Raw genomic sequence first — 17,901 nt, 5'->3', positions numbered from 1 at the left:
CTCTCGGTGAATTCCTCAACGCAAAACGTCCGGCTTGCCCGTCCAGCGCTGGTCGGGGGCGCGCGACCGCCGGATCGGCCCGGCGATTCAAAGGCGTTAGGTTAACCAGTTCCCAAGAAGTATAGTTAAGAAGCTCTTAATTTAGTTGACTCTAATAAGTGTAGGATGGATTCTGGCGCCGGGGTTGAAGGTTGTCGGCCGTCGTCGGCTGACGCTTAGAGTGGCGGCGGTACGTGTATGAGTGTTTCCGCGGACGTGGCGACCATCAGCGGTAAGACGAGGCCGAAACGCGGGTCTCGGGCGGCTCTGGCCAAGGCGGCGCAGAAGGGCCCTTTTCTGGTTCCCGTCCTGTCGGCCACTCAGCAATGGATCCTGAGGCTGGCGCTGGCATTCTGGTTCGTCACGCTCGGTTTTTTCTGGATCTGGTGGCTAAGGCCCGAGCATGTCGAGTACATCGGGCCATACGCCTTCGCGACGACGGTGCTGGCCTGGCTGACGCTGATGCCGATGTATTTCCTGTTATTCGTGCTTGTGTCGAAAAGGCCGTCCAAATTTCACACGGTCGCTGCGAGTTCGAGGGTGGCGATGGTGGTGACGAAAGCGCCATCCGAACCGTTTTTCGTGGTTGCGCGCACGCTCGAGGCGATGCTTGCGCAGGATTATCCTCACGACACCTGGCTTGCCGACGAGGACCCTTCCGAGGAGACGATCGCATGGTGCGAGGCGCGAAACATCCAGATTTCGACGCGGCGAGGCCGGGAAGACTATCATCGCAAGACCTGGCCGCGCCGAACCCGTTGCAAGGAAGGCAATCTCGCGTTCTTCTATGATCACTACGGCTATGAACGCTACGACTTCGTCGCCCAGATGGACGCCGATCACGTGCCGACGCTGACCTATCTGCGCGAGATGCTGGCGGCCTTCGCCGACCCCGCTGTCGGCTATGTCTCGGCGCCGAGCATTTGCGACAACAATGCCGCCGAGAGTTGGTCGGCCCGCGGCCGACTGTTCGTGGAGGGAATGCTGCACGGCCTGCTGCAGTCCGGCTACACGAGCGTCGGAGCGCCACTGTGCATAGGCTCGCACTATGCAGTGCGCACCGCCGCATTGAAGCAGGCGGGCGGGCTTGGCCCAGAACTGGCCGAAGACCACTCGACCTCCATGCTGATCAACGCGGGGGGCTGGCGCGGCGTGCATGCAATCGACGCCATTGCGCACGGTGATGGCCCGCAGACTTTCGCCGACCTCGTCACTCAGGAATTCCAGTGGTCGAGGAGCCTGACCACCATCCTGCTCGAATACTCGCCCATGTATCTCTCCAAGCTGAGGTTGCGATTGAGGTTGCAGTTCGTTTTCTGCCAGCTTTGGTACCCGCTGTTCGCACTGCTCGCGCTCTCCACGTATCTCATGCCGATCTACGCGCTGTTTTCTGGCCGGAACTTCGCCAATGTGACGTATCTGGATTTCATTCTCCACTACGCGCCGAGTTCGGTTACGCCGATCGTCTTGGTGATGATGTTGAAGGCGTTCGCGCTCTCACGACCGGTAACGGCCAAGGCACTCAGCTGGGAAGGCATGCTGTTTCATTTCTTCGCGCGCTGGCCGTGGGTGCTGGCGGGCACGCTGTCGGCCGTCCGCGACTATCTGACCAAATCTTTTGTCGATTTTCGCGTCACACCGAAGGGCCGCGGCCCGAAGGATCTCCTGCCGGTTCGTGTCGTCATCCCCTATGTGGCGCTTGCCGTCGGTGCGTCGTTGCCCGTGCTCCTTGTACAAAATCCGCAGAGCGCCACGGGTTTTTACTGGTTCGCCGCGTTCAATGCAGCTTTATATAGCCTGCTGACCATCGTGATCATTGCCAAGCACGTCACCGAGAACAAGATTTCCCTGCGGCCGAGTATCGGCAAATTTGTCTTGCAGGCTTCGCTCGCCGGCGTGGCTTTAACGGCTCCGCTCGCGGGTTTTTACGGCCGCGGCCTGGAGGGCATTTACGGACTGCAGCAGGGTGCCGGCGCCGTTCATCTCGTCAAGATGGCTTTCCCAGTTTCGGGCGCCGGCATGGGCGAAATCGGTGCCCGCAATTTCTACTTCGATCCAGGTTGGGAAACGCAGCGCTGAGCGTCCCCTAACACCTGCAACAGCCCTTCGACTCTGCCAGCCTGAGCGCCGATCGCCGTCGTTGCCACCGGTGCGGAGGCTTCGTTTGCCGAAGCACCCCACGCGCCCTGCCAGGCTCCGATCCAATCAATCGAATTTTCATCATATTCGAACGAACACCGAAAGACTGTGTTCATTATGCTGTTTGCACGAATTTTAATAAGTTAGTTCTAATATACCTATGCCAGATTGAGTGGCGATGATCACTTAAAAAGTGTGGAAAGAAGCCGACTATAAAGTATATCACCCGCACACAACCGAATTATGTTTAAGGGTAGAGAGATGCAGATGAACAGGGTTATGGAAAATTTGGCCAACAACGGCAGAAAATATACCTGTGCTGTTGCTGCCTTTGTGCTCGTCTCGATGGTGTCCGGCTGCCAGACCATGGATACAACCAAGACCGGCTCGATCAACGGGCGAACCATCGACTACGGGTTCGGCAAAATGGCCCATCACGCTGGGAAGGTCCATCACGTCAAGGCAAAGCTTCTCTACCGCAAACCGCTTACACAGATGAGCGTCGTGACGCGTACCAGGGAGGAGGCCTACGCGGCCTTCGTGCGGCCGCAACGGATTGATAGGCCGGCACCGGTGAAGGTTTCCTACAGCCCGGGCAATGGCGGTCAGTTCCTGGGGCATTCGCCCTGGATTTGCGGCCCGAGCGGTTTCGGCCAGCGCGCCAGCTGCCGTTCGCGTTACTAGAGCATTGGACCTAAATGCACGTCGCCCGGAAGTGTCCTCGGTTCCGGGGCAACGACATGCATAAAATCAGAATGCACGTCGCCCGGAAGTGTGCTCGGTTCCGGGACAACGACATGCAGATCAGAAGCTTAAAGCAGGTCGGGCGAATCCTATTCGCCGCGACATGTGTAAGTGGCGGTGCCTGACCGAGGGCTGCCGCCGAGGTCTTCGCTGGGGGCGCGAGTCGAGGGCGAGAGGTGGGCGCAGGGTTGGCCTTATCTCTTGCCCTTCGACCGCCATCGGCTCGTGGCCATGAATATCCCTGGCGTTCCGATCTCCTCATGAAGGTCGGCTCGGGCGGAGCCAGCCGTCATCGTCGCCGGGCGCCGGCCGTGGCCGCGCGACATAGGCCGATGATCCGTTTGCCTCGTGATAGACGCGGGCCAGCATTTCCGCCAGCACGCCCGACGTCACCATCTGCACTCCGGCGATCAGCAGAAAGAAGCCAGTGAACAGCATCGGCCGTGTTCCGATGTCTTGCGCGAAAAACAGCTTCAGGCAAAGCAGATAGGCAAGTATCAGCGAACCCAGCGCGCCAAGCGCGATGCCGATGCCACCGAAGAAATGTCCGGGCCGTGTGCGATAGCGCATGAAGAAATACATGAACACCAGATCGAGCACGACCCTGAAGGTGCGCGAAATGCCGTATTTGGACTGGCCGTGGATGCGGGCATGATGCGTCACAACCTCCTGCGCGATGCGTCTGGGGGTCGTCACGGTAGCCAGCCATGCCGGGATGAAGCGGTGCATCTCACCATAGAGCTTGACGCTGCGGATGACGCTGCCGCGATAGACCTTGAGGCTGCAGCCATAGTCCTTGAGGCGCACGCCGGTGACGCGTGCAATCAGCGCATTGGCGATACGCGAAGGGAGCCTGCGCATCAAAAGCCCCTCCTGGCGGTCCTTGCGCCAGCCGACCACCAAGTCGAGATCCTCGCTCAGCAGGCGGTAGACCATGCGCGGGATGTCGAAGGGATCATTTTGCAGGTCGCCGTCGATCGTGGCGATGACATCGCCGCGCGCCGCGTCGATGCCGGCCTGCATCGCGGCGGTCTGCTTGTAATTGCGCACGAGTTCGACCGCATGCACATGCGGGCCATAATGCGCAGCCAGGCGCCTGATCTCGCTCACCGTCGCGTCGGTGCTGCCGTCATCGACCAGCACGACCTCCCACGGCTGCTCGTAGCGCTCCATCGCCTGGTGAATCCGCGTCAGCAGCGGCTCGACGTTTTCGGCCTCGTTGTACATGGGCACGACGATGGACAGCGTATGGTCCGGCATCATCGCGCCCTCAGGCAGCCCCGAAGCGGGGATGGGCAATATGTTCATTGGGATGGCTTCCTTGCAGGTCCGACGGCCGGAGTCCCTGGCAGCGTCGATTTCGAGGGAAACAGCCAGGCTATAGCGCCGGTGGCGATAGCCGAGCAGAAGATGAACAGGTGCAGCGCCAGGGCCGCCTGCAGACCGCTCTTCATCGCAATTCCGGATGTGAGCAGTGCCGCCGCCGCTCCCGCTTCATAAGTGCCGAAGCCGGCGACGCCTTGCACCGGCAATATTGCGGCGCCTTCGGCCCCGACGACGCCTGGAAAGGCCGTCGTGAAGGATGTTCCCAGTATCAGGGCCAGCAGCCATCCCTGCACGGCGAGCTTCAGCGACCAGTTGGCGATCGTCCACCACCAGCCGTAACGCGAGCGCCCGGTCGCCTCGGTGAAGGTGTCGCGCAGCAGGCCGAGCTTCGCCACGATCCTGCCGCGCCCGGCCCAGTCATGCGGCGCGCGCGCCCAGCGCGGCAGGTACCAGGCGGCAGCGATCAAGGCGGCGATCCCAGCGATCCTTATCGCCGCATGCAGGCCCGGCCACACCGCCAGCGCCAGCACGCCGACGACGAAAGCGTCCTGCAGCCTGAACCACAGCAGCGAGGCGCTGGCGCGCATGATCGGCACGCCGAAGACCTGGCGCAGGAGCAAGGGAAAGGCCGTCTCGCCGCCCCGGAAGGGTACGACGTTGATCATCGCATTGTGGATCAGAATGACGCGCAGGCAGGCTCCGAAACGGCCATTCACCTCGTCGCGGAACTCGTCGCAGACGCGTAGCGCACGCAAGACATAGGTGACGAAAAAGGCGATCGTCGCCACCGCGAACGTAGCTGGCGTGATGCGGTCGAAGGCATCGCCGACCGTCCGCCAGCGCGAGTCGCTTGCCAGCCAGGCCAGCAGGGCCAGCGTCACGATTATCGAGATTGTTCTTTTCAACCAATTCTCCGCCGGTTTTCACCACCGAGTTCCAGCGGTGGCATCGTGGCGAATGAACGTCCAAGACGTCATCCTGGGGCAGTTCGCCTGGCCCACCGCCTTGCCGGCCTTCCGCGGGGCGGATACGTGGCCGCTGAGCCGTCGGGCCATATCCTGTCAAGGCCCACAGCTGTCGCAGCTCTCATGGACGGGTGATCCTATAGACCAGCAAAGCATCCGAATCCACAAGCTTGGTTGCGGTCTTGTCCAGATAGTCGACGACCCCGTCATGATGCTCGATGAACAACTGGTCCTGATTGTCGGCAGCGTTCTTGGCCGTGCCGAACAGATCCGCGCCTTGACCGCGCAACTCCTCGAGCTGGGCGATCGCGGTGGCGTCGTCCGCGACGAATTTCGACCATTCGACATCGCCTCCGCCAGGCGGGAACACCCAGCCGCGTGCCCTGCTGTAGTAGACGGCGACGGGATCGCCGACCTCCGGCGCGATGGCCACGACGAGGTCGCCCGGTTGCGCCAACCGCGCCAACTCCTCGCCGAGCAGCTTGCCGTTCATCGCGACCGGCGCCTTCATTGTCCTCACGAGAGGAAAGGTCGACCACACGAGGGTCACGACAACGATACAGATCGAACGCAGCACGACCGGCGACAGAACGGTTCCCGATGCAAACGTTGCCAGAAGAAGCGCGCCGCGGCCGCAGAACATCGCGAACGGCACATGGAAAATGTGGTAATTCCAGGGGTTGCTGGTTATTTCGCGCGCCGCCGCCAGGTAGACGATCATGGCCGCACCCAGCCAAATATAGGGAATGGCCGAAAGGGTGCGCTGCGTCGGGTCTTCGGCGGGTCCGGGCGGTATCCAGAAACCGACCGCGATCAGCGCCATGAACGGATAGCCGTAGAACCACCAGACAGAGGTGTTCCACACGGATTTGAAGTAGAAGCCATCATTGACGAACGTCCACAATCCGGAATTCCAGATGTAGCCGCTGCCCGCGACGTGATAGGGTGGATAGCTGCGGCCGAGATAGATGGCCCAGCTGAAATAGGCGCCGATGATGGCCAGGCTCAAAAATCCCCACAGGAAGACCTCGGTCGCCTGCCGTCGTTTCTTCTGCAGAATCCAGCGCACCATCAGGTAGAAGATGACGGCGCCCGCCGCCACGCCAGGCGGCTTTGCCAGCGCACCGAGCGTGAAGCTGACGGCGGCGAGCGGCAAAAGCCATCGGCTGCCGCCAGCCCAGTATTTGGCGAACAGCCAAACGCCTGTTGTCACCAGTGCCAGCATCGACGGATCGGGCAGGAACGAGCTGTCGATCATGATCGCCGCCGGCATCAGCGCGTAGGCGAGCGCCGCCGCATGGGCATGCGTTTGGCCCCAGCATAGCGCCGTCAACCTGTGCAGCGAAAACACCGTCACCAGACCGAAGAAGGCCGCAACCACGCGGCCAAACCAGTCGTGCCAGCCGAAGAGTTGGTAGAGCAGGGCGGTCAGATAGCTGACGATCTGGAACTCGCGGCCCTGATAACTCGGGCCGGGTCCGGTCCAACTCACCTCCGGGAAGAAGATGTTCCAGCTGCGCTGTTGAAAATTGTCGGCCATCATTGCCGTGCTTGTCTCGCGCCAGCTGAAAGCGTCGACCAGCGGCAAGGTTATGTTGTGGAACCTGAACACGACCGCGATGAACAGGATCCCCAGCAAGATCGCCGTGTCGAGGTTCAGGTAATTGCGAGCAGCCGGGTCCCGAGCGATCGGCTGCTGCAGGTATTGCTGAACCTCGGCCTGATTCAATTCCGGATCGTCGCCCATTTGAAACCGCGTCCTCTCTGACGTCTGCGGATGTTGCTTTTGCGCGCGATTGTCAAAGGCGAGGGAGTATACGACGCAATCCTTAATTTTGGCGACAGCGGGCGTCGCGAAAGTTGACATCGCGGCTCCCGCGGCTGTTAAATAATTCGCAAAGGCTGTCGCGCCGATAGCGCTGCCCTGGGCCGCACAGACATGCCAACGCTGATTGTACCGATAGCTCCGACCAGGTCGCCGCCGCATGGCGTAGATCGTCTACGGCGCAGGGAACGTCGTCGGTCCGCACGTTTCACGCTGCTCCTGTTTGTCCTGGCCCTCTGCGGCCAGGTGGCCCTCCCGGGAACGTCCCATGCGGCTGCCGCCAAGGACAGCGCACCTGCAAAAGCGGATAGCGCTATTGCTCCAATTGCCGCCACTGTTCCAACAGCCTATGAGCTGCAGCTTCTGTATGCCGATCGCACATGGATATGGGAAAATGGAGCGGCCTATTTCGCGAAGGGCAATCGGCGCCTTGAGGCCTGGACGTCGGGGCAGGATTCAGCGTCTGTCGCAGAGGGCAGGTGGCTGGTGACCAAAGACGGCAAGATGTGCATGGATGTCGCTTGGCGGTCCAACAGCTACAAGGGCAAACAGCGCCGCACCTGCTATAGCCACCGAATCAAGGATGGAACGATCGAGCAACGCAAGGATCCGGACGGAGAATGGTACAGTTTCAAACGAACTCCCGAAGGTCCTTCCGACGAATACCGAAAATTCGAATCTGGTGATACCAAGGCCGCGCGGTTCGAAGAGGCCCGCAAGTTGATCGACTCCAAGAACTGATGCATATCGCTCGGAAGTGTCCTCGGTTCCGGGACAACGACATGCACGAAATCAGAAGCTTACGGCAGGTCGGGCGAATCCTATTCGCCGCGGCAGGCGCCGTTCCTGGCTCCGTTGGCCCCTCCCGATACCACATCGGTGACGGCGTGTCCGGAGGGGCGGATTCAGGCAGGCCGCTTTTGCCAGGCCTGTGAAGAAGCTTGCGAATCGCTTATAAAACGCTGAGCAGTCCGGCTGGAATTGTCGGCGCACCGACCGCCGATTGGCGCAATCACTTCTCTCTGACAGAACGACGAGACGATGGCTCCAACACCATATGGTTTTCATGAAATTTAATAATTAGTGATGTCTAATATTTGTGTGTGATGTGCGAGTGGTCACTGAAACGGCGTGAAGCGGCGCAGGTGTCGCAACGCGCCCCAGCTTATACTCAAAGGCAAGGGACACATGGGGAACAATTCCGCAATGGGCGCTTCTCGCCTAAGCAAGAAAGCTCTCTCTATTGTTGTGGTGGCGATGACCTCTCTGGTTGCAGGATGTCAGGGGATGGATACGACCAGAACCGGTTCCGTCCTTATTGCACCGGTCGCGCATCCGCTCCGGAGCAAGCCTTCAGTCCGACCGGTCCAGGCTGGATACATGGTGCGTTCGCTCAGGATCGAGCCTGAGATGCTGATGACAAGGACTATCCGCACCACTGAAAGAACTTACGCTTTTGCTCCGCCACCGCCGATCGCGATCCGCACAACGGGACCCGTGAAGGTCGCTTTCAGTCCTGTCGATGAAGGTGCGTTGTTAGGAGGCTCGCCTTACATCTGCAGCCCCAGCGGATTTGGCCAACGCGCAAGCTGCCACCCGCGCTATCTCTGATCTATCGAGCAGCGACCGCTACCGCGCCGTCGCTTGGTGGCAGTATCATCGGTTTCGTCCGCAGCCCGAAGAATGGGGCGGCGGTCCTGACGATCGTGTCGATGTCGGAAAGCTGCGGCACAAAGCCAAGGTGCGCGCGCGCCTTGCTCGGATCGGCATAGAGTTCGGCCGGATCTCCCGGGCGCCGGGCCCTGAAGACGGCCGGAACCGGTCTTGAAGTCATCCGGCTGACCGCCTGGACAATCTCCTTGATGGACACGCCTCGCCCGGTGCCGAGGTTGACCGCCAGGCTTTGTCCACCGCCCTCCAAATGTTGGAGAGCTTTCAAATGGGCGCGGGCCAGATCGCTGACGTGGATGTAGTCGCGCACGCAAGTCCCGTCCGATGTCTCATAATCCGTGCCGAAGACCTCGACCTCGTCGATGATGCCTGACGCCGCCATCAGCACCCTGGGAACCAGATGCGTTTCCGGCGAATGCCACTCGCCGAGCTCCCCGCCGGGATCGGCCCCGCAGGCATTGAAGTAGCGCAGGATGGCGAACTTCATTCCGTATGCGTTGGCATAGTCGCTGATGATCTGTTCGCCTATCAGCTTGGTGCGCCCGTACGGGCTGATCGGATTTTGCGAAGAGGTCTCACGAATAGGCAGTGCTTCCGGAACGCCGTAGGTTGCGCAACTGCTGGAAAAGATGATGTTCTCGATCGAATGCGCGCGTGCGGCGTCGAGTACGGCGATGGTGCCCGTGACATTGGTGGAATAGTATTCGGCCGGCTGACCGACGGACTCTCCAACATAAGCAAGCGCCGCGAAGTGTATGATGGATGCGGGCCGATAGGCTTCGATCGCCGCCTGCAATGCATCCCGGTCGCGGATGTCGCCGACGACAAGCGGACCCCAGGCGACGGATTTCCGATTGCCGCGGGACATGTTGTCGAATGCCACCGGCAGATAACCGGCCGCGGCAAGCAGCTTGCACGTATGGCTGCCGATAAAGCCGGCTCCCCCTGTCACCAGGACTGCCGGCTGGCTCATGAAGCCGCGGCCCCTTTGGTAATCCGGCTCCCGTAGAGCAGGGCGTCGAAATAGTCGACGGTATGCGCGAGCCCTTGGGCCAGGCTGATCTTCGGCTCCCAACCGAGATTGCTTCTGGCGAAGGAAATATCCGGCTTGCGTTGTTTGGGATCGTCGATCGGCAATGGCCGATGCACGATTTTCGATCTGGAGTTGGTATAGCTGACAACCAGTGTCGCGAGTTCCATGATGGTGAATTCGCCGGGATTGCCGAGGTTGACCGGATGGGCAGGCGCACTCGGCGCATTCATCAGCCGCATGAAACCCTCGATCAGGTCGTCGGCGTAGCAGAAGGAGCGGGTCTGCAGGCCGCTGCCATAGACGGTCAGGTCTTCGCCACGCAACGCCTGGACGATGAAGTTCGAGACGACGCGCCCGTCATCGGGTTGCATGCGGCGACCGTAGGTGTTGAAGATACGGGCTACGCGAATGTCGAGGCCATACGTCCTCGAATAGTCGAAAAAAAGGGTTTCGGCCGAACGCTTGCCTTCATCATAGCAGGAGCGCGGTCCGTGCGTGTTCACATTGCCGAAATAGCTTTCGGGCTGCGGGTGCACGAACGGATCGCCGTAGACCTCGGAAGTCGAGGCCTGGAATATCTTGGCATTGTTCCGACGCGCGAGTTCCAACAGGTTCAGCGCGCCAAGCACACTGGTCTTGAAGGTATGGATCGGATCTGCCTGATAATGTGGCGGAGAAGCAGGGCAGGCTAAATTGTAGATCTCGTCGAACCGAAGGTCCAAAGGCAATGCATCGACGATGTCGTGCTCCATGCAGCTGAATCTCGGATCGCGCAGCAGCGTATTGAGATTGTATCTTTTGCCGGTATGGAAATTGTCCAGTGCGACGACGTCGTATCCGTCCTGCAAAAGTCGTTCGCACAAATGCGATCCCAGGAAGCCCGCGCCTCCAGCGACCAGCGCACGGCCTCGGTTATGGTCGTTGCCGTTGCCCCTTTGATCGTTTCTGGAACCAAGTTTCAGAACCTTGATGACCTTACTCATGCTTTCCTCCACGCACCGCACACGCTACCGCCGGGCAGGGCAAAGCACTGCCCGGCCACGTCCTTAAACGCGGCAATCTCCGCATCCGCGGATCGCCATCACTGATGTGCGCTTGTCACTAGCTGAGTTACGAGGCCGCTGCCGCCCGGCTTGTATCTGCCGTTCAGCAGTCCATGCGCCCCAAGATCGCGATCACGCGCCCCATGCCATCATCGCCGATTGCTCGCCCAAATTGCACATCCCAACGCCCGGAAAATATACCTGTGGAAATTCAAGTCAACTAAATTAGAGATTCCTTAACCAATTGTGTTTGCCATTGGTTAATCATGGCCGACGCGTTCCCGGCGCGGGCGCGGATGGCTACGGCCGGGGTTCTTCATTTTGAATCAGCATATTGGCTCGATCCAAGCAAATTTCACAGGCTGCCGCGATCTCTTCTCGGGTGCCATCAAAAGCCTGATGTCGAGGAACAGGGCGGAGTGTCCTTGTGAGATCATTGGGGTGGGTAGCCCCTGGGCACTGTCTGAAATGAAGAGCGATTCAGAAGGCGTCAAATCTTCAGGTTGCAATGAGATTGCTGCCCAAATCCGCTGGGACTGCAGACATAAACGCTTGGCCGTGAATACTTTGCCAGTATCTCTCTGCGGACGGAATCCACGTCGCAACTGGCAGCGGCGCAGAGCAGACCAAGAGTCAAAATCAGAAGGCAGAATCGGCCCGCAGGAATGATTTTTAACGCCGATTTCTCTCTGTCGGGCCGCCCGTGTCCTCTGTGCATTCGAGGTCCCTCATCCGCCAAGGTATGAGTCGACATCCCCTTCTCGCCTGCAGGCGCATCGAAGTCATAGTGGAATGCCGGCCATCTCGGCAATGGCATTTGAGGGCATAGGCTAGCTGCTGTCCATGGCGCGACCACGCATCCAGGTTGACCGCCGCATTGGCGCGGGCCGCAAAAATGGTCGAGATGGTCCGTTTCTCAGCGGGCCATCTCGTTCAGGCAACCACAAAACAGGGACGCCTGTTGTCGTGTGGCAGACCGCTCCTGACGCGGCGCCGTGCTCCAGCTTGGCTATGTTACTCCCGGCGGGACTGCCCGCCCGGCGGGCTTACTGCCCGCCCATTTCCTTCTTGCCGGCGGGCTTACTGCCCGCCCATTTCCTTCTTGCCGGCGGGCTTACTGCCCGCCCATTTCCTTCTTGCCGGCGGGCTTACTGCCCGCCCATTTCCTTCTTGAATGTGTCGAAATCGACCTGCATGCCGTTGAAGATAGTGCTCCAGTGGCGCGTCAGCGCCGCCATCGCCACGGCTTCCTCGATCTCCTCGTCGGTAGCGCCGGCGCGCTTGGCGTCCTGCGTGTCCGACCAGATGCAGTAGGTGCAAGGAATCTGCGCCGCCACGGCCAAGGAGATCAGCGACTTGACCTTGGGCGGCAACGCCGTCTTGTCGCTGAGCTCGATGGCCTTGACCTCGGCCCAGGCACCGGGCAGACCGGTTTTGGGAAACTGTTTTACAAAGCTTGGGACACCGCCCATGGTCGACTGTATGTCCTTGAGGGTTGCATCATAGTCGTCGGCATGGGCAGGCGCGGAGCCGAGCGACAGGACACAGGCCGCTGCGGCGGACAGGAACACATGGGATGAAGACTGCACGGATTTGACGATGCGATGGTACGACATGGTTTTCTCCTCTGGTCTTTGTTAGCCTTACGATGTAAGGTGACGGCGAAAATGAACCTTACACTGTAAGTTGTCAAGCGGCGCTATGGATCAGCCAATCACGAAACAGAGAGCGCGCGGGCGTCTGTCGCGCGAAATGATCGAGGACGCGGCTTTCGAGGTGATCGAGAGGGAGGGCCTTTTCGGCTTTTCGATGCGCAAGCTCGCCGCCGCGCTCGGCTGCGAGGCCATGAGCATCTATCATCACTTTCCCTCGGTGGCGCATCTGCACGAGGCGCTGATCGACCGGCTGATCGGCGCCCTTGAAGTGCCTGACACCAGCCTTCCCTGGCGGCAAAGAATGCGTGTTGCCGTCGACGATTTCCGCCGCATCGGCCGCGAGCATCCCGCCTATTCCACTTTCATTGTTACCTACCGGATGAATTCGCCGGTTTGCCTTGCCTGGTTGAACGGCATTATCGGCTTGTTCAAGGATGGCGGCTTCGACGCGGAACTCAGTGCGCGGCTCTTCCGCGCCGTGGGCTATTATCTGATGGGCGCGGTGCTGGACGAGAACGCGGGCTATTCCAGAGGCCCGTCCGCGGTGAACACCGTCAGCGACGAGCAACTGGCCAGGGACTATCCAAACGTCGTGGAGGCCGGGCGCTTTTTTGGCGCCGCCGAATTCGACAAGACCTTCGAACTCGGCCTCGACATGCTGCTGGACGAAATGGAACGCCTGCGCGACGGCGCCGATATAAGCCGACCGTCCGGCAGGGTTTGATTGCAAGGTGACCGCCTGAATGCGCTTTCTCTTCGTCCTGATCCTGTTGGCCGGCACCGGCATCGGTCTCATCTATCCCTGGGCGACGGCCAATTTTTCCGGCCGCGAAATCGGCACCTGGCGGGTCTACGAGCAGGGCCGATTCAAGCCGTTGACCGTATCGCTTAGGGATCGCGATGCGCCGGTGCGGGTGCTGGTGGACCTGACCGCGAGGGCCGAACGCATCGTTTCGCAGCAGCGCACTGTGTTGACGCTGACCGCGGCCACCAATGGCCGCACGGTGCTTGCCTCGACGCTGCAGTTCAACCATGTGGACAATCCGCGCCAGGCCAGCCCGCAACTGCCCGACAAGATCTTTCGCGACGAGGCTGGCCTGATCGCCACCGTCAGCCCTGGCGCTTACGTCTTCACGGTCGGCCCGGGCGATGCCGAGGACATACCGATGCGAGCGGTCGACCTTGTCTTGCGCTCCGGTGTCGGGGAAATCGACGGCCGCGCGCGGCCGATAGGCTTCTCGCTGATGGCGGTCGGCCTGATCGGTTTCTTGCTGTCCTTGCGTTCTGCTGGCGGGCGACCGGAAAATCCGAATTCGCAGCCGCCGCCGCCACGTTGGGGCAGGGGTCCCACATGAACTATCGCCACGCCTACCACGCCGGCAATTTTGCCGATGTCGTCAAGCATGTCGTGCTGACGCGCCTGCTCGACTACCTGAAGCAGAAGGACAAGGCGTTTCGCGTCATCGACACTCATGCCGGCATTGGCCGCTACGATCTGTCGTCACTCGAAGCGCACAAGACAGGCGAGTGGCAGGGCGGCATCGGCAGGCTGATAGATGCCGCGTTCGATGCGAAGGCGGCGGCGCTGCTGGCGCCTTATCTGGCGGCGGTGCGCTCGCTCAATCCGGAGGGCGGCGTAAAGAAATATCCGGGCTCGCCGCTGCTCGCGCGCAATCTCCTGCGCAAGCAGGACCGGTTGTCGGCGATCGAACTGCACCCGAAAGACGCCGCCAGGCTGAAGATCGAGTTCGCCGGCGATTTTCAGACAAAGGTGATGGAACTGGACGGCTGGCTTGCGCTCGGAGCGCACCTGCCGCCGAAGGAAAAGCGCGGCCTGGTGCTCATCGATCCCCCCTTCGAGGAAGAGGGTGAGTTCGGCCGCCTCGTCGACGGGCTGGTGAAGGCGCACAGGCGCTGGCCCAGTGGCATCTACGCGCTGTGGTATCCGATCAAGGACCGCAAGGCGGTGATCGCCTTCAGGAAAGCGCTGAAGCAATCCGGCATCTCGAAAATCCTCGACATAGAATTCGAGATCAGGCCAGCCTCTTCCGATCCCAGCCTCGATGGCACCGGCATGGTGGTGGTCAATCCGCCCTTCACGCTGGAAGGCGAACTGCGAACCATGCTGCCGGCACTGCACAAATTGCTCGCCGTGGGCAAGCCGGCCCACTGGTCGCTGGAATGGCTGGCCGGCGAGCAGGTCCCGCCGCCGGAATAGTCCGTTTCGATCGCCGCGTTCCTTACGACCGCACGATCAGCCCGTGGGGAACTTAGCCGTTACCTGCGGGTTGCAGCTTACAGCAACTGCCCGGCGCCGGTTTCTGGAAACCATTGTTTCGGCAACCGCTTGACCGCCGCCGAGCGAATCCGCACAGTGCGCGCAATCGACCTTGAGAGGCTGCCATGACTCGCTTCGCCAAATCCGCACTTGCTGCCCTGATTTCGCTCTGCACGCCCCTTGCTGCGCCTCTCGGTGTCACCCGGGCGGTCCAGGCGGCCGACCTCGGCGTCTATTCTGAGGACGATGGCAGCATCTGTGGCGAGACATGGGTGCTGAGCAAGATCACGCATCGGTTCTCCTACCAGGTGCATCACGTGCCCCATCTGCCCGACGTCGCCATCACCGATTTTCGCGACATTCGCCAGCACCGTTATCAGCAGGCGAGCGAGGAATGGCCGATCGGTCGTCACTATTGCCGGGCAACCGTCAGCCTGTCGGATGGCCGGGACCGGTCGATCTTCTATCTGATCGAGGAAGGCCAGGGCTTTGCCTCCATCGGCGACAATGTCGAGTTCTGCGTCTCGGGCTTCGATCGCTGGATGGTCTATAACGGCCGTTGCCGCGTCCTGCGCTGAACGCACCTCGTTCTCCTTCCGATCTTTTTCGCGCCTGCGGCCTGAAGGGGGCGCAGGCGAGACGCTGACGCCCCGGCGGGTCGGCGCCTGCGCCGTCGTCGCGCTCCGGCGCCATCTGTCTCGGCTATCAGCCGTGATGACAACGCGCTCCTTGTCGAAACACGCGGCAATTCCGCCGCCGTCGAACTGTCGACCGGCGGCTCGCCGTATCGTGAGGCGGTGAACCAAGGCTCGTCGCTTTGCTATTTTCTGCGACGCGTTGCCTCTGCCTGATCGATGATCTTGCGAAGAAAGGCAATGTGACCGCGAAAGGCCCGCCGCCCGGCCGTCGTGACCCTGATCCGTGTCTGCGGCCGGCGTCCGACGAAAAGCTTTTCAATATCGACATAGCCAGCTCTGGCCAGCGTATCGAGATGTGCTCCGAGATTGCCGTCGGTGACTTCGATCATGGCTTTCAACTGGACGAACTCCAGGGTCTCGCGCCTTTCCAGCGTGTTCAGGACGGCCATGATCCTGAGCCGTGTACTCTGGTGGATAATGTCATCGGCGCTCATCAACAGGCTCCAATGCGGCAAAGCCTTGGGTTGTCGCCATATGGCTTGGCGATTTTGCGGTGCCATTTGCTTCTGTATGGCCGAAACCGACGGCGCAATCGCATCTCATACAGAATACTCTGTTCTACAGAGTATTCTGTCAATCCGAAAGCCGGTGCTCAAGCCATGCTTGACAAGGTGATCTTCAGATGGATCGTCGTATCGCGCTCGTGATCTGCGCGAACCGCGCGCCTGCAAAAGATGATCGCTTCGATGACGCGGTGGGTTATGATGTTCACGGCCAAGGATCACGCGTGAAGCCGCTCGCTAATCTTCGGATCTTGATGGCGAGATCGCATCGGGAACGCCGGTATCGATTTGCTGGCGACGTCAGAAGATCAGCAGCGGATTTTTGCGGTGATGAGTGTGACTGTGTGTGGATCGCAACTAAAATTTAAGTTGAGAAAATCATACCATTGCTTCGCTGGCTAGCGAGACGCGAGTCAGATATGCATTGCGCGCCGGGGTCATTCACGGCCATCGGCATAACGTGAAGGGGCATGACATGGCTAAGCAGTCATCTAAAGCGCCGGCATCCAAGGCACCGGCAAAGAAAGCACCCGCAAAAGCAGTCGCGGCGAAGGCCGCAACAGCGGTGAAGAAAGCAGCACCTGCCAAGGCGGCGGCAAAGCCGGCAGCGAAGGCACCGGCCAAGAAGCCGGCGGCGGCCAAGTCTGTCGCGAAGCCGGCAGTGAAGAAGGCGGCGCCCGCGAAAGCCGCGGCGAAGCCGGCGGCGAAAGCGGCGCCGGCCAAGAAGCCTGCGGCCAAGGCGGCGGCCAAACCCGCTGCCAAGAAGGCGGCTCCCGCGAAAGCCGCGGCGCGGCCGGCAGCAAAAGCGGCACCGGCCAAGAAGCCGGCGGCCAAGCCAGCTGCGAAAGCAGCCGCCGCCGCGACCAAGCCGGCGGTGAAGAAAGCCGCGGCGCCGAAGGCAAAGGCAGCGCCTGCGAAGGCGAAGGCTCCGGCCAAGAAGTAGACGGATCGTTGGGGCGTCGCGTGTCCTTCGGGATCCGGCAAGGACGCTCTGACGCTCTGGATCGGAGCATGTTCGGCAACGGGTTCAGCCCTCTGGGCTGAGCATCGGGAAGGGGCCGAGGGGCAAGCAAAGCGAGGCGCCGGTTGGCTGCCTCGCTCGCCCAACTCTTTCGCTCCTCGCGGTGGTTGGCGAATGTATCGGCGTGACGCTTAGCGCCTGCGAAGCGTGGGTGCCAGAGAAGTGTGGGCGCACGTTCGAATCGGGCGACTTTTTGTCGTGGCCTGCTGATACTTTCCAGAGTACCGGCATCAGGCTTGTCGTGATGCCAGGGCGGAAACCGCAGCCGGTTTCTGGCCGCTGTTTTTTTGCACTCTGGCAATTGATGGCGACAGTCCTGCGGTCAACACTGGATGTTTGCAAACAGGAAACCGATCATGCCGAAGCTGCTCTACGCGTCCGCCTCTCCCTACAGCTCCAAGGTAAGGATGGCAGCGGCCTATGCCGGGATCGCCCTCGATGAGGTGCCGGTCAGGACCGAAGACAGGCCGGCCGAACTGATCGGCGCCAATCCGCTCGGCAAGATCCCGGTGCTGGTGCTCGACGATGGCCGTTCGGTTCACGACAGCCGCGCCATCACCCAGCACCTCAACCGGATTTCGAAGAACGCCTTGTTTCCACGCAATCCCGACAAGCGTCTGGAAGCGGAAGTGCTGGAGGCGCTGGCCGACGGTATCTGCGATTGCGCGCTGTCGATGGTCTACGAACGCCGCACCCGGCCTGAAGAGATGGTCTATCAGCCCTGGCTCGACCGGCAGTGGGCGAAGATCATGGCGGCACTCGATCTGCTCAACGCCAATCCGCCAAAGCTGCCGAAGAAGATCACGGCCGGTCAGTTGGCATTGCGTGCCTGCCTCGGCTATCTCTCGCTCCGCTTTGGCGGTCGGTGGGAGAAGGGGCGCGGCCGGTTGACCCGCTGGGCGGCGCGTTTCGACGAAAAATTCCCAGAGCTGAAGTCCGCGGTTCCGGCCTGAGCGACCGG

The 17,901-nt window shown here is 60.8% G+C and carries 16 protein-coding genes; 9 read left to right on the top strand and 7 right to left on the bottom strand.

The window, feature by feature from the left end; all coding sequences use genetic code 11:
* Positions 1-237: 237 nt before the first annotated feature.
* Complete coding sequence (locus tag FJ943_RS26645; RefSeq protein ID WP_140726348.1) at positions 238-2,118, top strand: cellulose synthase catalytic subunit; 1,881 nt, start codon at positions 238-240, stop codon at positions 2,116-2,118.
* Positions 2,119-2,457: 339 nt separating this feature from the next.
* Entirely contained in the window at positions 2,458-2,862 is a 405-nt protein-coding gene (locus FJ943_RS26640; RefSeq protein ID WP_246671946.1) for a hypothetical protein, read from the top strand.
* A gap of 318 nt (positions 2,863-3,180) precedes the next feature.
* On the opposite strand, the gene FJ943_RS26635 is transcribed toward FJ943_RS26640, so the two are convergent.
* The 3 genes from FJ943_RS26635 to FJ943_RS26625 form a co-directional block, all read right to left on the bottom strand.
* Positions 3,181-4,185, bottom strand: a complete 1,005-nt coding sequence (locus FJ943_RS26635) for a glycosyltransferase family 2 protein (protein WP_210241254.1) — start codon at positions 4,183-4,185, stop codon at positions 3,181-3,183.
* Between the two features lie 41 nt (positions 4,186-4,226).
* The gene (locus tag FJ943_RS26630; protein ID WP_140726340.1) at positions 4,227-5,153 is read right to left on the bottom strand and encodes a lysylphosphatidylglycerol synthase domain-containing protein; all 927 of its coding nucleotides are present in this window, start codon (positions 5,151-5,153) and stop codon (positions 4,227-4,229) included.
* 181 nt (positions 5,154-5,334) lie between these two features.
* The gene (locus FJ943_RS26625; RefSeq protein ID WP_140726337.1) at positions 5,335-6,960 is read right to left on the bottom strand and encodes a glycosyltransferase family 39 protein; all 1,626 of its coding nucleotides are present in this window, start codon (positions 6,958-6,960) and stop codon (positions 5,335-5,337) included.
* A gap of 192 nt (positions 6,961-7,152) precedes the next feature.
* Here FJ943_RS26625 and FJ943_RS26620 point away from each other — a divergent pair, with 192 nt between their 5' ends.
* The gene (locus FJ943_RS26620; RefSeq protein ID WP_167331129.1) at positions 7,153-7,779 is read left to right on the top strand and encodes a DUF995 domain-containing protein; all 627 of its coding nucleotides are present in this window, start codon (positions 7,153-7,155) and stop codon (positions 7,777-7,779) included.
* Positions 7,780-8,650: 871 nt separating this feature from the next.
* Here FJ943_RS26620 and galE read toward each other — a convergent pair.
* The 3 genes from galE to FJ943_RS26600 all read right to left on the bottom strand — a co-directional run bounded on the left by galE (position 8,651) and on the right by FJ943_RS26600 (position 12,401).
* Positions 8,651-9,682 (bottom strand): UDP-glucose 4-epimerase GalE, encoded by a 1,032-nt coding sequence (gene galE / locus FJ943_RS26610; RefSeq protein WP_140726482.1) that lies wholly within the window; start codon positions 9,680-9,682, stop codon positions 8,651-8,653.
* Positions 9,679-10,725 carry a UDP-glucuronic acid decarboxylase family protein gene (locus FJ943_RS26605; protein ID WP_140664676.1) on the bottom strand — a complete coding sequence of 349 codons (1,047 nt, stop codon included), beginning with the start codon at positions 10,723-10,725 and terminating at the stop codon, positions 9,679-9,681. Before FJ943_RS26605 ends, galE begins: the two co-directional genes overlap by 4 nt.
* Positions 10,726-11,933: 1,208 nt before the next feature.
* Positions 11,934-12,401 (bottom strand): carboxymuconolactone decarboxylase family protein, encoded by a 468-nt coding sequence (locus FJ943_RS26600; RefSeq protein WP_140726334.1) that lies wholly within the window; start codon positions 12,399-12,401, stop codon positions 11,934-11,936.
* Between the two features lie 85 nt (positions 12,402-12,486).
* On the opposite strand from FJ943_RS26600, the gene FJ943_RS26595 reads away from it, so the two are divergent.
* The 4 genes from FJ943_RS26595 (at position 12,487) to FJ943_RS26580 (ending at position 15,296) form a co-directional block, all read left to right on the top strand.
* Positions 12,487-13,164, top strand: a complete 678-nt coding sequence (locus FJ943_RS26595) for a TetR/AcrR family transcriptional regulator (protein ID WP_140664679.1) — start codon at positions 12,487-12,489, stop codon at positions 13,162-13,164.
* Between the two features lie 19 nt (positions 13,165-13,183).
* Entirely contained in the window at positions 13,184-13,795 is a 612-nt protein-coding gene (locus FJ943_RS26590) for a hypothetical protein (protein WP_140726331.1), read from the top strand.
* Positions 13,792-14,658 (top strand): 23S rRNA (adenine(2030)-N(6))-methyltransferase RlmJ, encoded by an 867-nt coding sequence (locus tag FJ943_RS26585; RefSeq protein WP_140726328.1) that lies wholly within the window; start codon positions 13,792-13,794, stop codon positions 14,656-14,658. Before FJ943_RS26590 ends, FJ943_RS26585 begins: the two co-directional genes overlap by 4 nt.
* Before the next feature lie 185 nt (positions 14,659-14,843).
* Positions 14,844-15,296 carry a hypothetical protein gene (locus tag FJ943_RS26580; RefSeq protein ID WP_140726325.1) on the top strand — a complete coding sequence of 151 codons (453 nt, stop codon included), beginning with the start codon at positions 14,844-14,846 and terminating at the stop codon, positions 15,294-15,296.
* A 242-nt stretch (positions 15,297-15,538) separates the two neighbouring features.
* On the opposite strand, the gene FJ943_RS26575 is transcribed toward FJ943_RS26580, so the two are convergent.
* Positions 15,539-15,850, bottom strand: coding sequence for a transcriptional regulator (locus FJ943_RS26575; protein ID WP_140726323.1), 312 nt, complete (start codon positions 15,848-15,850; stop codon positions 15,539-15,541).
* Positions 15,851-16,394: 544 nt separating this feature from the next.
* Between FJ943_RS26575 and FJ943_RS26570 the strand changes: the two genes are divergently transcribed.
* Both FJ943_RS26570 and FJ943_RS26565 read left to right on the top strand, forming a co-directional pair.
* Positions 16,395-16,862 carry a histone gene (locus FJ943_RS26570; RefSeq protein ID WP_140726320.1) on the top strand — a complete coding sequence of 156 codons (468 nt, stop codon included), beginning with the start codon at positions 16,395-16,397 and terminating at the stop codon, positions 16,860-16,862.
* A 434-nt stretch (positions 16,863-17,296) separates the two neighbouring features.
* Positions 17,297-17,893 (top strand): glutathione S-transferase family protein, encoded by a 597-nt coding sequence (locus tag FJ943_RS26565; RefSeq protein ID WP_140726317.1) that lies wholly within the window; start codon positions 17,297-17,299, stop codon positions 17,891-17,893.
* Positions 17,894-17,901 lie beyond the last annotated feature (8 nt).

This window comes from Mesorhizobium sp. B2-3-10, from assembly GCF_006442275.1.
GTDB classification, from domain to species: Bacteria; Pseudomonadota; Alphaproteobacteria; order Rhizobiales; family Rhizobiaceae; genus Mesorhizobium; species Mesorhizobium australicum.
The sequence above is the reverse complement of the archived record's forward strand: the minus strand, read 5'-3'. Positions and strand labels throughout refer to the sequence as shown.

Coding starts and splice junctions, on each gene's coding strand:
- FJ943_RS26570 (WP_140726320.1), top strand. CDS start 16,395: ATGGCTAAGCAGTCATCTAAAGCGCCGGCATCCAAGGCACCGGCAAAG.
- FJ943_RS26645 (WP_140726348.1), top strand. CDS start 238: ATGAGTGTTTCCGCGGACGTGGCGACCATCAGCGGTAAGACGAGGCCG.
- FJ943_RS26625 (WP_140726337.1), bottom strand. CDS start 6,960: ATGGGCGACGATCCGGAATTGAATCAGGCCGAGGTTCAGCAATACCTG.
- FJ943_RS26575 (WP_140726323.1), bottom strand. CDS start 15,850: ATGAGCGCCGATGACATTATCCACCAGAGTACACGGCTCAGGATCATG.
- FJ943_RS26640 (WP_246671946.1), top strand. CDS start 2,458: ATGGAAAATTTGGCCAACAACGGCAGAAAATATACCTGTGCTGTTGCT.
- FJ943_RS26635 (WP_210241254.1), bottom strand. CDS start 4,185: ATGATGCCGGACCATACGCTGTCCATCGTCGTGCCCATGTACAACGAG.
- FJ943_RS26600 (WP_140726334.1), bottom strand. CDS start 12,401: ATGTCGTACCATCGCATCGTCAAATCCGTGCAGTCTTCATCCCATGTG.
- FJ943_RS26585 (WP_140726328.1), top strand. CDS start 13,792: ATGAACTATCGCCACGCCTACCACGCCGGCAATTTTGCCGATGTCGTC.
- FJ943_RS26620 (WP_167331129.1), top strand. CDS start 7,153: ATGCCAACGCTGATTGTACCGATAGCTCCGACCAGGTCGCCGCCGCAT.
- FJ943_RS26595 (WP_140664679.1), top strand. CDS start 12,487: ATGGATCAGCCAATCACGAAACAGAGAGCGCGCGGGCGTCTGTCGCGC.
- FJ943_RS26590 (WP_140726331.1), top strand. CDS start 13,184: ATGCGCTTTCTCTTCGTCCTGATCCTGTTGGCCGGCACCGGCATCGGT.
- FJ943_RS26605 (WP_140664676.1), bottom strand. CDS start 10,725: ATGAGTAAGGTCATCAAGGTTCTGAAACTTGGTTCCAGAAACGATCAA.
- galE (WP_140726482.1), bottom strand. CDS start 9,682: ATGAGCCAGCCGGCAGTCCTGGTGACAGGGGGAGCCGGCTTTATCGGC.
- FJ943_RS26580 (WP_140726325.1), top strand. CDS start 14,844: ATGACTCGCTTCGCCAAATCCGCACTTGCTGCCCTGATTTCGCTCTGC.
- FJ943_RS26565 (WP_140726317.1), top strand. CDS start 17,297: ATGCCGAAGCTGCTCTACGCGTCCGCCTCTCCCTACAGCTCCAAGGTA.